The 12712-nt window shown below is 67.6% G+C and carries 13 protein-coding genes; 8 read left to right on the top strand and 5 right to left on the bottom strand.

From position 1 onward, the window contains the following. The first annotated feature begins 129 nt into the window (after nt 1-129). From J7E45_RS09650 to J7E45_RS09625, 6 genes are all read left to right on the top strand, one after another. Nucleotides 130-1566 (top strand): NAD(P)/FAD-dependent oxidoreductase, encoded by a 1437-nt coding sequence (locus J7E45_RS09650; RefSeq protein WP_215068812.1) that lies wholly within the window; start codon nt 130-132, stop codon nt 1564-1566. A 140-nt stretch (nt 1567-1706) separates the two neighbouring features. Next, the gene (locus J7E45_RS09645; RefSeq protein WP_136041277.1) at nt 1707-2009 is read left to right on the top strand and encodes a DUF427 domain-containing protein; all 303 of its coding nucleotides are present in this window, start codon (nt 1707-1709) and stop codon (nt 2007-2009) included. Nucleotides 2010-2052: 43 nt separating this feature from the next. Then, complete coding sequence (locus tag J7E45_RS09640; RefSeq protein WP_215068810.1) at nt 2053-2925, top strand: ABC transporter ATP-binding protein; 873 nt, start codon at nt 2053-2055, stop codon at nt 2923-2925. Further along, the gene (locus tag J7E45_RS09635) at nt 2922-3602 is read left to right on the top strand and encodes an ABC transporter permease (protein ID WP_091033396.1); all 681 of its coding nucleotides are present in this window, start codon (nt 2922-2924) and stop codon (nt 3600-3602) included. The genes J7E45_RS09640 and J7E45_RS09635 overlap by 4 nt, the downstream gene beginning before the upstream one ends. Continuing rightward, a complete protein-coding gene (locus J7E45_RS09630; protein WP_091033441.1) occupies nt 3599-4324 on the top strand; it encodes an ABC transporter permease in 726 nt (241 codons plus the stop codon). The genes J7E45_RS09635 and J7E45_RS09630 overlap by 4 nt, the downstream gene beginning before the upstream one ends. 48 nt (nt 4325-4372) lie before the next feature. Further along, on the top strand, nt 4373-5287 hold the full coding sequence (locus J7E45_RS09625; protein WP_091033393.1) for an ABC transporter substrate-binding protein: 915 nt from the start codon (nt 4373-4375) through the stop codon (nt 5285-5287). Nucleotides 5288-5355: 68 nt separating this feature from the next. On the opposite strand, the gene J7E45_RS09620 is transcribed toward J7E45_RS09625, so the two are convergent. Next, nucleotides 5356-6606: an AI-2E family transporter gene (locus tag J7E45_RS09620; RefSeq protein ID WP_215068808.1), complete on the bottom strand. Its 1251-nt coding sequence runs from the start codon at nt 6604-6606 to the stop codon at nt 5356-5358. A 62-nt stretch (nt 6607-6668) separates the two neighbouring features. Between J7E45_RS09620 and J7E45_RS09615 the strand changes: the two genes are divergently transcribed. Continuing rightward, nucleotides 6669-6968 carry a chorismate mutase gene (locus J7E45_RS09615; protein WP_091033387.1) on the top strand — a complete coding sequence of 100 codons (300 nt, stop codon included), beginning with the start codon at nt 6669-6671 and terminating at the stop codon, nt 6966-6968. A gap of 159 nt (nt 6969-7127) precedes the next feature. Then, complete coding sequence (locus tag J7E45_RS09610; protein ID WP_215068806.1) at nt 7128-8309, top strand: ROK family protein; 1182 nt, start codon at nt 7128-7130, stop codon at nt 8307-8309. Nucleotides 8310-8414: 105 nt separating this feature from the next. Here the strand turns inward: J7E45_RS09610 and J7E45_RS09605 are convergent, their stop codons facing one another. The 4 genes from J7E45_RS09605 to J7E45_RS09590 form a co-directional block, all read right to left on the bottom strand. After that, nucleotides 8415-9179: a hypothetical protein gene (locus J7E45_RS09605; protein ID WP_215068804.1), complete on the bottom strand. Its 765-nt coding sequence runs from the start codon at nt 9177-9179 to the stop codon at nt 8415-8417. Between the two features lie 66 nt (nt 9180-9245). Continuing rightward, nucleotides 9246-10166 (bottom strand): carbohydrate ABC transporter permease, encoded by a 921-nt coding sequence (locus J7E45_RS09600; RefSeq protein ID WP_205828765.1) that lies wholly within the window; start codon nt 10164-10166, stop codon nt 9246-9248. Between the two features lie 2 nt (nt 10167-10168). Next, a complete protein-coding gene (locus tag J7E45_RS09595) occupies nt 10169-11143 on the bottom strand; it encodes a carbohydrate ABC transporter permease (RefSeq protein ID WP_215068802.1) in 975 nt (324 codons plus the stop codon). Between the two features lie 30 nt (nt 11144-11173). Further along, nucleotides 11174-12418, bottom strand: coding sequence for an extracellular solute-binding protein (locus J7E45_RS09590; RefSeq protein WP_091033378.1), 1245 nt, complete (start codon nt 12416-12418; stop codon nt 11174-11176). Between the last annotated feature and the right edge of the window lie 294 nt (nt 12419-12712).

Genomic DNA, 12712 nt, shown 5'->3' with positions numbered 1-12712 from the left:
CGCGGTCGACCGGCGAGACGCGCCCGAGGCTCTGGATCGGGAACAAGTCACCCGTGACTCGGCGTTGCTCTTCAGCGAGACTGGGCGACGGAACCGGACGACGGAACCGGACGACGAGAGGTGCGACGCATGACTGCTGCGGAGAAGACCGACGAATACGACCTGATCGTCCTGGGCGGAGGTCCTGTCGGCGAGAACGTCGCCGACCGTGCCGTGCAGGGTGGGCTCACCGCGATCATCGTGGAGAGCGAGCTCGTCGGAGGTGAGTGCTCGTACTGGGCGTGCATGCCGTCGAAGGCGCTGCTGCGTTCGGCGCAGGCCCTCCGCGCGGCGCAGCACGTGGCCGGCGCCTCTCAGGCCGTGACCGGCAAGCTCGACGTGCGGGCCGTCTTCGACCGCCGCGACTCGTTCACCAGCAACTGGTCGGATGATGGGCAGGTGAAGTGGCTCGATTCGGCCGGCATCGACCTGGCCCGTGGCCACGGCAGGCTCACGGGCGAGCGCGAGGTGACGGTGACGGATGCCGATGGCACCGAGCGCGTGCTCCGGGCCCGGCACGCGGTCGCGATCAGTACCGGATCGGATGCCGTCATCCCCCCCATCGACGGGCTCCGCGAGGCCTCCCCGTGGACGAGCCGCGAGGCGACCAGCGCCGAGGAGCTGCCGGAGAGCCTGGCCGTGATCGGCGGAGGCGTGGTGGCCGTCGAGATGGCGACCGCGTACGCCGCGCTCGGCTCGACCGTGACCGTGATCGCCCGCAGCGGACTGCTCGGCGGGATGGAGCCCTTCGCGGGCGAGCGGGTGGCCGCGGGGCTGAAGGAACTCGGCGTCGACGTGCGCACCGGAACCGGGACCACGTCGGTCCGCCGTGGTGACACGGGCGTCACCATCACCCTCGACGGGGGCGAGGAGATCACCGCCACCGAGGTGCTCGCCGCGACCGGTCGCTCAGCGCGAAGCGGAGACATCGGGCTCGACGTCGTCGGCCTCGAACCGGGTCGCTGGATCGCGACGGACGACACGCTGCGCGTTCCCGGCTCCGACTGGCTGTACGCGGTCGGCGACGTGAACGGACGCGTGCTGCTCACGCACCAGGGCAAGTATCAGGCGCGCGCCGCCGGTGACGTGATCGTCGCCCGCGCGAAGGGTGCCGACGTCGACGATGCACCGTGGGGCCGCCACGTCGCCACCGCGGATCAGGCCGCCGTCCCGCAGGTCACGTTCTCGATCCCCGAGGTCGCCTCGGTCGGACTCACCGAGGCCGCTGCGCGCGAGGCCGGAAAAGAGGTGAAAGTCGTCGACTACGACCTGGGCTGGGTCGCCGGCGCGAGCCTCTACGAAGACGGCTTCGAGGGCCAGGCTCGCCTCGTGATCGACACCGAGCGCGACGTCGTGCTGGGCGCGACGTTCGTCGGCCCCGAGGTGGCGGAGCTCGTGCATGCGGCGACCGTGGCCATCGTGGGCGAGGTGCCGATCGCCCGCCTCTGGCACGCGGTGCCGTCGTACCCGACCGTCAGCGAGATCTGGCTGCGCCTGCTGGAGGGGTACGGACGCGATTCCGCCTGATCCGCACGGCGGCAATCCGTTCGGGGAAGCACACCGAACAGCATCCGGATTGTTTCTCACATTGACGGCCCGTGCGCAACCGCCGGGCCGATGTCGCCACCGTCTTATACGCTCGAACCCACATCCGAGGAGGCAGGACCATGAAGGCTGTACTCGCAGGAACCGTCATCGCCGAAGCCGACGAGAGCGAACTCGTCCGCATCGAGGGGAACTGGTACTTCCCACCCGCATCCGTCGCTCCCGGCGCGCTCGTCGAGAGCCCCACGCCCTACACCTGTCCGTGGAAGGGCGCCGCGCAGTACTTCTCGGTGCAGACCGAGGGCGAGCTCCACACCGACTACGCCTGGTCGTATCCGAACCCCTACCCCTCGGCGTTCGACCGCGTGGGCAAGGACTTCTCCGGATACGTGGCCTTCGACCCCCGCGTCGAGGTCGGCCCGTAGCCCCGCCCGCCCTCGCATCGATCGACCGACTGGAGACCAGCCCATGATCGAGTTCCGCAACGTCACGAAGCGGTTCCCCGACGGCACCCTCGCCGTCGACGACTTCAGCCTGGTGCTGCCCTCGCGTAAGACCACCGTGTTCGTGGGCTCGTCCGGCTGCGGCAAGACCACGCTGCTGCGCATGATCAACCGCATGGTCGAGCCCACCTCCGGCGATGTCGAGATCGACGGCGAGAGCGTGCTCGGCGGCGACCCGGTGGCCCTGCGCCGACGCATCGGCTACGTCATGCAGAACTCCGGTCTCATGCCGCACTTCACGGTCATCGACAACGTGGCCACGGTGCTGCGGCTCACCGGGGTGAAGAGGGCCGCTGCCCACGAGCGGGCGCGCGAGCTGCTCGATACGGTCGGGCTCGACCAGGCGCTGGCCGAGCGCTACCCGAGCCAGCTCTCGGGCGGTCAGCAGCAGCGCGTCGGTGTCGCCCGCGGTCTGGCCGCCGACCCGAACATCCTGCTCATGGACGAGCCCTTCGGCGCGGTCGACCCCATCGTGCGGGCCGACCTGCAGCAGGAGACCCTGCGGCTGCAGCGCGAACTCGACAAGACGGTCGTGTTCGTCACGCACGACATCGACGAGGCCTTCCTTCTCGGCGACCAGGTCGTCATCCTCGACAAGGGCGCGCGCATCGTGCAGGTGGGCAGCCCGAGCGAGATCATCGAGAACCCGGTAGACGACTTCGTGGCGGCCTTCATCGGCGCCGACCGCGGCAAGCGGGCGCTGCATCTCAAGCAGACGCCCCGCGGCACCGTGGTGGTCGATGCCGACGGCCGCACGCAGGGCTCGATCATCGACGTTCCGGACGCCGTGACCGACGCGCTGCTGAGCGAGGAGAGCGCGACGAAGGGCGCCCCGTGAACTGGGTCGTCGACAATCTCGGCCTCATCCTCGAGCTCGCCGTGATCCACCTGCAGCAGAGCGTGATCGCGATCGTGCTCGGATTCGTCCTGTCGCTGCCTTTGGGCTGGCTCGCCTGGCGCTACCAGCTGGTGAAGGGACCGGTGATCGTCCTGACCGGGCTGCTGTACACGATCCCGTCGCTCGCGCTGCTGATCCTCCTTCCGTCCGTCGCGGGGTACTCCGCCCGGAGTCCGGTGAACCTGGTGATCGGACTCACGATCTACGCCATCGCGATCCTGGTGCGCGCCGTCTCAGACGGCCTGGACTCGGTCGACCCGGCGATCCGGCAGTCTGCCACCGCGATGGGCTACGGCGGATTCCGTCGGTTCTGGACGGTCGACTTCCCGCTGGCGGGTCCCGTCGTGCTCGCCGGTCTGCGAGTGGCGGCGGTCAGCACCATCTCCCTCGCCACGGTCGGCATCCTGGTCGGGGTGCAGAACCTCGGCTACCTGTTCACCGACGGTCTGCAGCGCCGTATCCTCCCCGAGGTGTTCTCCGGCGTCGTGGCGGTCGTGGTGATCGCGCTCGTCATCGACCTGCTGCTCCTGCTGCTCGGCCGCGCGCTGATGCCGTGGACGCGCGCGGCGAAGACACCGTCCTCCCGGCAGCCGCTCACCCTGAGGACCGCCGCATGAACGTCTTCGCGGATGCGTTCGCCTGGCTCTTCTCCCCCGACCGGTGGGAGGGCCCGTATGCGCTGCCGATCCTGTTCGGTCAGCACATGTACTTCACGCTGATCTCGGTGCTGATCGCCGCCGTCATCGCGCTGCCGCTCGGCTGGCTCATCGGACACACGGGCCGGGGCCGCGAGGTCGCCGTCGCCGTCTCGGGCGCCGCCCGCGCGATCCCCTCGTTCGGTCTCATGGTGCTGTTGGTGCTGCTGCTCGGTGTGCTCCGCGTTCCCGAAGCCGCCATCATCACCTTCGTGCTCCTCGCCATCCCCTCCCTCCTCGCCGGCGCGTATACGGGCCTCGAGGCCATCGACCGTCGGGTGCTCGACTCCGCGAGGGCGATGGGTATGACCGAATGGCAGGTGTTCTGGAAGGTCGAGGTTCCGCTCGGCCTGCCCCTGCTGGTCGGTGGCATTCGAGCGGCGCTCCTCCAGGTGATCGCCACGGTCACGATCGCCGCCTACATCAACCTCGGCGGCCTCGGCCAACCGATCATCCAGGGCATCCCGCTGCGCAAGTTCGACCAGGTGCTCGCCGGAGCGATCCTCGTGGCCGTGCTCGCCCTGGTCATCGACCTGCTCCTCGCCATCGTCCAGCGCGCCGCGGTCCCGGCCGGCGTGCGCGCCACGCCGGGGAAGCGTCGATCGCGCGCAGCCCTGAAGGCCGCGGCCCCGGCCGCCGCCTGACACCGACCCACAGCATCCATCCGTTTGTCCCAGAGAAGAGGAAGTCCCATGTTCACAGCACGCAAGTCACGACTCGCCCTCGCCGGTGGCGTATCGCTCGTCGCGGCGCTCGTCCTCGCCGGCTGCACCAGCAGCAACCCGCTCGACGCGCCCACCGACGACGCGGGCTCGGGTGACAAGACCATCGTCATCGGCTCGCAGGCGTACTACTCCAACGAGATCATCGCCGAGATCTACTCGCAGGCGCTCGAGGCCGCAGGCTTCGACGTCGACGAGCAGTTCAGCATCGGCCAGCGCGATGCGTACATGCCCGATGTCGAGTCCGGGGCGATCGATGTCTTCCCGGAGTACACCGGCAGCCTGCTGGAGTACATCTCGGACGACGAGGTCGACGTCACCGCGCCGGACGAGGTTTACGAGGCACTGAAGGAGGCTCTGCCCGAAGGTCTGACCGCCCTCGACTTCGCCGAGGCCTCCGATCAGGACACCTACACGGTGCTGAAGAGCTTCGCGGAGGAGAACGGTGTCACCTCCATCGGTGACCTCGCCAAGGTCACGTCGGAGGTGACGATCGGTGCGGCTCCCGAGTTCGAGGAGCGTCCGTACGGCCCCGCAGCCGCGAAGGAGACCTACGGAGTCGACCTGAAGTTCTCGGCGACCGGCCCGACCACTCTCGAGTCGCTGCTCGCCGGCAAGATCCAGGTCGCCGACATCTACACCGCCGACCCGGCATTCCAGACCGAAGACATCGTCGCTCTGGAAGACCCGGAGAACCTGATCATCTCGTCGAACGTGGTGCCGATCGTCTCGAGCGACGTCGCCGACGAGGTCTCCGACGTGCTCAACGCGATCAGTGCCAAGCTGACTGCCGAAGAGCTCGTCGCCCTGAACGTGCAGAGCACGGTCGACCAGAAGTCGGCATCCGACATCGCCAAGCAGTGGCTGGCGGACAACGACCTCTGAGTCGTCACCTCGACAGAAGCGCCCGGCCTCTCAGGGGGCCGGGCGCTTCGTCGTCTCGGGAGTGTGGGTCAGATCCGGGCGTCCTGCTTCGGCACCAGCACCTGTTTGATGATGATGAGGATGGATGCCGTGACCGGCACGGCCACGAGCGCGCCGAGCAGCCCCAGCAGGGTGCCACCCGCGAGGGCGCCGATCACGACGAGCGAGCCCGGGACGGAGACGGCCCGGTTCATCACGCGCGGGGTGATCACGTAGGCCTCGATCTGCATGTAGACGAGGTAGATCGCGGCGAAGACGAGTGCGGCGATCGGGTTGCTGAAGAGGGCCAGGCAGGTGCCGAGGATCCAGAACAGCACCGAGCCCACCAGCGGGATGAGGGTGACGCAGAACGCGATCGCGGCCATCAGCGGGGGGAACGGCAGGCCGAGGAAGAAGTAGAGCAGGAACGCCAGCGTCGCGTTGCAGAACGCGAGCACCACCATGCCCATCACATATCCGCCCACCGAGTCGGTGATCTGGTCGGTGATGTCTCCGGCGCGAGCACGATCGCGGGCCGGGGCCAGACGCAGCAGCCCCTGCTTCATCGCGGGGAGGGAGGCGAGGAAGTACAGCGTCAGGACCAGGACGATGATGGCGCCGGAGATGCCGGTCGCGATCGAGGCACCGACCGCGAGTGCGCCGCCGCCGATCGTCGCCAGGTTGCCGAAGTCGGAGAGGAAGGCCTGCACCTCGGCGACGAGGTCCTGGAACTGATCGCCGAACTGGGCTTCGAGGGTCGCGTAGAGGTCGCTGCGGGTGAACTCCCGGATCATGTCGGGCACGGAGCGGACGAAGCTCGAGATCTGATCGATCACGACCGGGAGGATCATCCACAGTACGAGGGCCACCACGACGATGAGGCTGAGGATCACGACGACGACCGACAGCACCCGCGAGACACCCCGACGCTCCAGGAATCGCACGGCGGGGTCGAGGCCGAGCGCGCCGAACAGCGCCAGGGCGACGTAGATGAGCACAGTCGACAGGCTTGTGAGGGCGAGGCCGATCACGATGGCCCCGAGACCGCCGAGGGTCACCAGGAAACCGAACACGAAGGGGCGATCGATCCGCGTCCAGAAGGAGCGGCTCGGGGTCATCGGCTCGATCACGACCGCGCGGGTAGGGGCGGCCTCGGCGGAGGGGACTTCGGATGCCGGTGCGGGCCGGCGGCGGCCGGGCGCGGAAGCCGTGTTGTCGTCCTTGACCGCGTCATCGTCGACAGCGGCACTCGGCACGGCACCGTCGAGGGGCGCGGAGGCAGGCGACTCTTCGTTGCTCATGTGCTCACGATAGCGGTGCGGCAGGTCGAAATCCGGGTGTTCCGCGGCTCTAGAGTAGGGGCATGACCGCCGCCGAGGACCCGAAGGCCGAACTGCTCCGACTTCGCGCCACCATCGACAACATCGACGCCGCACTGATCTTCATGCTGGCCGAGCGCTTCCGCGCGACCCAGCAGGTCGGGCATCTGAAGGCCGATCACGAGATGCCGGCGTCCGACCCGAATCGGGAGGAGCAGCAGGTGGCACGATTGCGGGCTCTGGCCGAGGAGGCCCATCTCGATCCCGAGTTCGCGCAGAAGTGGTTCAACTTCGTCGTGGCCGAGGTGATCCGCCACCATACCGAAGCGGCCGAGAGCCGCTGAAGGAGGTGCCGGACGGGCGACGGTGTGTGCAGCACTCGCCCGTCCGGAGCTTGAGGTTCATTGACCAACTAAGTTCAATGAATAAACTTAGGGAGAGACTACGGATCGCGCCACGATCTGTCAACAGCTCGCGACCGACGAGCTCGGAAACGGGAACACATGCTCAACGCGGATGACAGCCTCGACACCCAGGCGTCGGTGCGGCGTGCGAACCTGCGCCGGGCGCTGCAGCTCGTCTTCCGGAATCCGGGCACCCAGACGCGGGCAGGCATCGCGAGGTCGACCGGGCTGACCGCGGCCACCGCGTCGTCCCTGGTCGCCGAGCTCATCGAGGATCGGCTGATCGTCGAGGGGGAGCAGGCCGCGAGCACCGGCGGCAAACGCGCGACCACCCTCAGCGTCGATGCGGGCCACCACCTGATCCTTGTCCTGGTGATCCAGCCGCTCCACGCGCACATCGCCCTCGTCGCGCTCGACGGCACCGAGCTCGAGACACGGCGGGTGACGTACAGCGTGGAGGAGCGCGATCGGTCGCTCGACGAGGCGCTGACCGCTGTCGCCGGCGAGTTCGGAGCGAGACTCCTCGCCGCGGGAGTGCAGTTGCCGGGCACGACCGACGGCCGCTCGGTGCTGGAGAGTGTGCAGTTGAAGTGGGAGGGAGTGCCCCTCGCCGAGCGGTTCGAGCGCATCCTCGAGGCACCCGTGCTGCTCATCAACGACGTCGACGCCGAGGCGATCGCCGAAGCGGGGATGGAGGAGTCGCCCTCCGGGTACCGGCTCTTCATCCACCTCGGCGGCGGCGTGGGTGCGGCGGTGACGCTGGACGGCGAGCTCGCGCCCGGCCCTCGCGACCGCGCGGGAGAGATCGGCCACGTGCAGGTGGTGTTCGGCGACGCGGCCCGCCTCTGCCGCTGCGGTCAGCGCGGCTGCCTGGAGTCCGCGGCCGCTCTGGGCGCCATGCTCGGCGGCGACTTCTCCGACGCCATGGATGCCCCCGAGATCCGGGCGCTCGCCGCGAAGGCCGACGAGGAGCACCTCGACGAGGGCGCCCGTGCGCTCGCCAGGGCGGTCAAGCTCATCGGCGCGCTTCTCGACCCGACCGAGGTCGTGATCGGCGGGCCGGCGACCGAGCTCGGACCGCGCTTCCTCGATCGGGTGCGCCGCGAGACCGAGTATCCCGCCCGCGGGACGACGCAGGTGCCGGTCCGCTACGCCGACCCCCGGGTGTCGCTCGCCGCCGGTGCCGCGCAGGCCGCCCTGACCTCGGCCCTCGGTGTGCGCTGGAATCCGCTGCAGCTGCGCGCAGCATCCACCTCTGCAGCATCCACTCCCCGCCCCTGACCGTCAGCGCACAGCCTGAAGGGGTTCTCCCGTTCTGAAGGACCGATTCGAGCATCCGGTCCTTCATTCCACGAGATCTCCTTCACAACAGGTGGCAGACAAGACTCAGCCGCCGAACTCGCCGATCAGGATCAGCGGGCTGTGGTTCGTGTTGCAGGTGTCGCTGATCGGATCGATCAGGCTCGTGTCCTTCAGCAGTGAGCCGGGAGTGTGGCCGTCGCCGCGCACCCAGGCGAGCAGGGCGCTGAACGGGTCGGACATGGTCGTCTCCGAGGCGCCCGTGAGCGTCTCGAGGTCGACGGTCGCGGAGTCGACCCGCCGCGTCCACTCCGCCTCGTCGAACGCCTGGTACTCGGTGAGGCCGATGTCGGCGTTCGAGAACGCGCTGTAGATGTCGGAGAAGGCATCGCACTCGGAGGTGATCGCCTCGTCCCGGACGAACTCCGCGGTGGAGAAGTGCGGAGTCGCGGTCCAGGCGACGTCGTTGGTGACCCACACGTTGAGGGTCGGTCCCGTCTCTTCGGTGATCGGCCACACCAGCTCGGTCGTGCCGTCGCAGGTGCCGTTGAGTGTCGCCTGTCCGAGCGTCATCGGGTCACCCAACTCGACGCGGAACGGGCCGCCGCCGTCGCACGTGAAGTCGATCGTCACCGAGCGCATGCCCTCACGAAGCGGGAAGTCGACGCCGGGGAACGGCTCGGTCGGCCCAGTCCCGGAGATCTCCGGGCCGTCCACGCTCACGGAGACCACCGTCTCGCCCGTCGCCGTCGGCGTGGGGTCGGCCTCGGGCTGGGCTGCGGTGCAGCCACTCAGCACCAGCACGAGGATGGCGAACACGGATGCGCCGAGCGCAGGGCGTGGATGGGGCATGGGACTCCTTCGTCGCGTCTCAGAGATTTCTATCACCGAACGCGCGTGCCCTTCGCCTGGCGCGGCCTACTTGACGCTGCCCGCGGTGAGGCCGCCGACCAGGCGCTTCTCGATCAGCATGAACAGGATGACGACCGGCAGGATCGCCACGATCGAGACGCCGAACACGTACTGCCAGCTGGTCTCGTACTGACCGACGAACTTGGTGAGTGCGACTGACAGCGGCTGGTTCTTGTCTGTCGACAGGATCACGAGCGAGGCCGCGAACTCGTTCCAGCAGGCGACGAACGTGAACACGATCGCCGTGACGATGCCCGGCCACACGAGCGGCAGGTTGATCTTGAACAGCACGGTGAATCGCCCGGCGCCGTCGATCTGCGCGGCCTCGTCGACCTCCTTGGGGATGCCGGCGAAGAAGGAGTGCATGATCCACACGGCGAACGACAGGTTGAACGCGGCGTTGATGAAGATCATCGCCGTCCAGGTGTCGCCGAGCCCGAGCACGGTGAACTGGCGGAACAGGCCCGAGGTGAGCACCGCCGGCTGCAGCATCTGCGTGATGATCACGAGGAACAGGAACACCATGCGGCCGGGGAACTTGAACCGGGCCGTGTAGTACGCCGCGGGCAGTGACACCAGCAGGACGAGCAGCGTCGCGAACACGGCGATCACGATCGTCGAGATCAGGTTGTAGGGCAGTGGCGTCTCGGGGGTCGACCACATCGTGATGTAGTTCTCCCAGTGCCACTCCGTCGGCAGGTACGTGGGGTCCACCGACCGGATCTGCGGCTTCGTCTTCACGGAGCCGAAGAACATGATCAGGTAGGGCAGCACGAAGATCGCGAGCACCAGGAATCCGGCGGCCATGCGCAGGATGACGCGGGGCAGCGTCACCTGGTCCTCGGTGTAGCGGCGCTTGCGCCCCGGGATGCGCGGGGCGGCGCCGTCGCCGGCGGTGGTCACGAGGGCGGTCTCGGTCACGGTCACGATCAGACCTCCTTCATGGGCTTGACGATCTTCACGTAGGCCGCGACGATCACGATGACGATGAGGAATGCGACCACCGAGAGGGCGCTCGCGACATCGACCTTCTTCTGCAGCTCGATGTACTTGAAGATGAGGGTCATGATCGTGTCGGCGTCGTAGCCCGGTATCGATCCGGTCATCACCTTCAGGATCGGCAGCGAGTTGAAGACGTTGATGATGTTGATGAGCACCGCGACCGCCAGCGCACTGCGCAGCTGCGGCAGGACGATCGACCAGTAGGTGCGTGCCGGGCTCGCGCCGTCCATCTTGGCTGCCTCGATCGCGTCGGCCGGCACAGCTTGGAGTCCGGCGAGGATCGTGTACGTGGTGAACGGGAGCGACACGAAGATCGCGATCACGATCGACCAGGTGAAGGCCGTCGCGGGGTTCTTGGTCCAGCCGTATCCGACCGCGTCATCCGAGAGCCCGATGTCGTAGAGGAACTTGTTGAGGATCCCGAAGTACGGCTCGAGGCTGTAGTAGAAGACCATCGTCGTCATGACGACGGATGCCGCCCACGGCACGATGACGGCCATGCGCACGAGCTGGCGTCCCGGGAACGCCTTGTTGAGGATCTGCGCGAGGCCGAGCGAGATGACGACGGTGAACAGCACGACCGACACGACCCACACGATCGTGCGGAAGAAGATCGGCCAGAACTCGGTGAACGTGAAGACCGTGACGAAGTTGTCGAAGCCCACCGATCCCTTGTCGAGGCCCGACAGCGAGATGTCCCGTGTCGAGTTGAAGAACATCACCCCGGCGGGGAAGAACACCACGCCGATGATGAGGAGGAGTGCGGGTGCGATCCAGGGCAGAGCCTGGAGCAGGTCCTTTCCGCCCGGCCTACCGCGCACGGCATCCGGGGTCTTCCGGGGGCGGGGGCGGCCGGTGGTGGCCGCCCCCGCGAGGTTCGAGGACTCTGTCTTCTGGCTCATTCGGGTACCCGAACCTCTCCGTCAGCGGGCTCAGCCCGCGTCGACCTGCGCCTGGATCTCGGTCAGCACATCCTGTGCGGGCTTCGACTGCAGCTGGCCGAACAGCGACTTGAACGCACCGTCGGCGGCGGACCACTTCGGGTTCGTCGACGGGTAGAACTGGGCGTCGGGCAGCACGTCGAGGAACGGCTTGAGGGCCTCTTCGCCGGAAAGCTGCTCGGCACCGGACTTGGTGACGGGCAGGAAGCCTTCGGCCTGCACCCACGGCACGTATACGTCGGCCGAGTAGTAGTAGTCGAAGAACTTGGTGATCGCCTCCTGCTTGTCGCCGTCGTTCTCGAAGGCCATCAGCTGGTCCATGACGCCGAGCGTGAACGGCGAGCCGTCCTTGGTCGGGATCGGGACGATGGAGTAGTCCAGGTCGGGGTTGCCGTCGGCGATCTGGCCGACCGTCGGCGGGAGGCCGACCTGCATGCCGATCTTGCCCTGGATGAAGATGTCCATCAGGGGCGAGCGCTGCGTCGAACCGGGGTCGGCCTGGGTCGCACCGGCGTCGATCATCTTCTTGATCTGCTCGGCACCGACGAGGTTCTCCGGGGTGTCGATCGTGATCTCGGACTCATCGCCGAACGATCCGCCGCCGCCCCACAGCCACACGGCCGCCTCGGCCTGCGCCTCTTCGGATCCGAGCGGCATGCCGTAGCCGGCGACGCCGCCGCCGAGAGCCGACACCTTGGTCGCGGCATCCAGCAGCGAGTCCCAGTCGGTCGGCGCCTCGACGCCGGCCTGGTCGAGCAGCGCGTTGTTGACGAACAGGGCGCGGGCCGACGCGATCATCGGCAGCGCGTACGCGGTGCCGTCGATCTCGGCGTTCTTCAGGAACGACTCCTGGAAATCGGAGAAGGTCTCCTTGGAGACGACGTCTTCCGTCGGGTAGAGCAGTTCGTCGCCGACGAAGCCCGCGAAGGGTCCGCCGTTGTAGATGTCGGGAGCCTCGCCCGCCTGGATCTTGGTGGAGACGACCTTCTCGAGGTTGTCCCACGACTGCACCTCGAGCTTGACCTTGATGTCGGGGTTGGCCTTCTCGAACCCGTCGATCACGGTCTCCCAGTTCGCCTTGGTGGCGTCGGAGTAGCTGGGGACGAGGAGGTCGAGGGTCGCTGAACCCTCTTCGCCTCCGCCGTCTCCGGACGATCCGCCGAACCCGCACGAAGCGAGCGAGAGCGTGGCGACGGCCGCAATGGCGGCGGCGCCGAACCGCAGTGACTTCTTCATGTGTATTGCATTCCTCACTGTGAGTGTCCATCCCTCGGCGGCAGGCCGCTTCGGGAAGGGGGTGTGGTGCACAGTCGCAAGCACATCTCACGCGACGGTGCGTGGTGATCGTTTCGCCGGGTGGCCTCCACGATCGTTCAAGCCGGGGCTCGGGGGTTCTCGGCGACGATCGGAATCGACGACGAGGCGGTGGAACTTGTCCGATTATTTGTCAGGGGAACAAACAAATCAAGGGTAAGCGGGGGTTGCTCTTCTTTGACGCCATACTATGATTGATTTCGGCTTCAAACGATC

Source organism: Microbacterium sp. ISL-59, assembly GCF_018613945.1.
Lineage (GTDB): Bacteria > Actinomycetota > Actinomycetes > Actinomycetales > Microbacteriaceae > Microbacterium > Microbacterium oxydans_B.
Note: the sequence above shows the minus strand (reverse complement) of the source record. Positions and strands in the feature narration are given on the sequence as shown.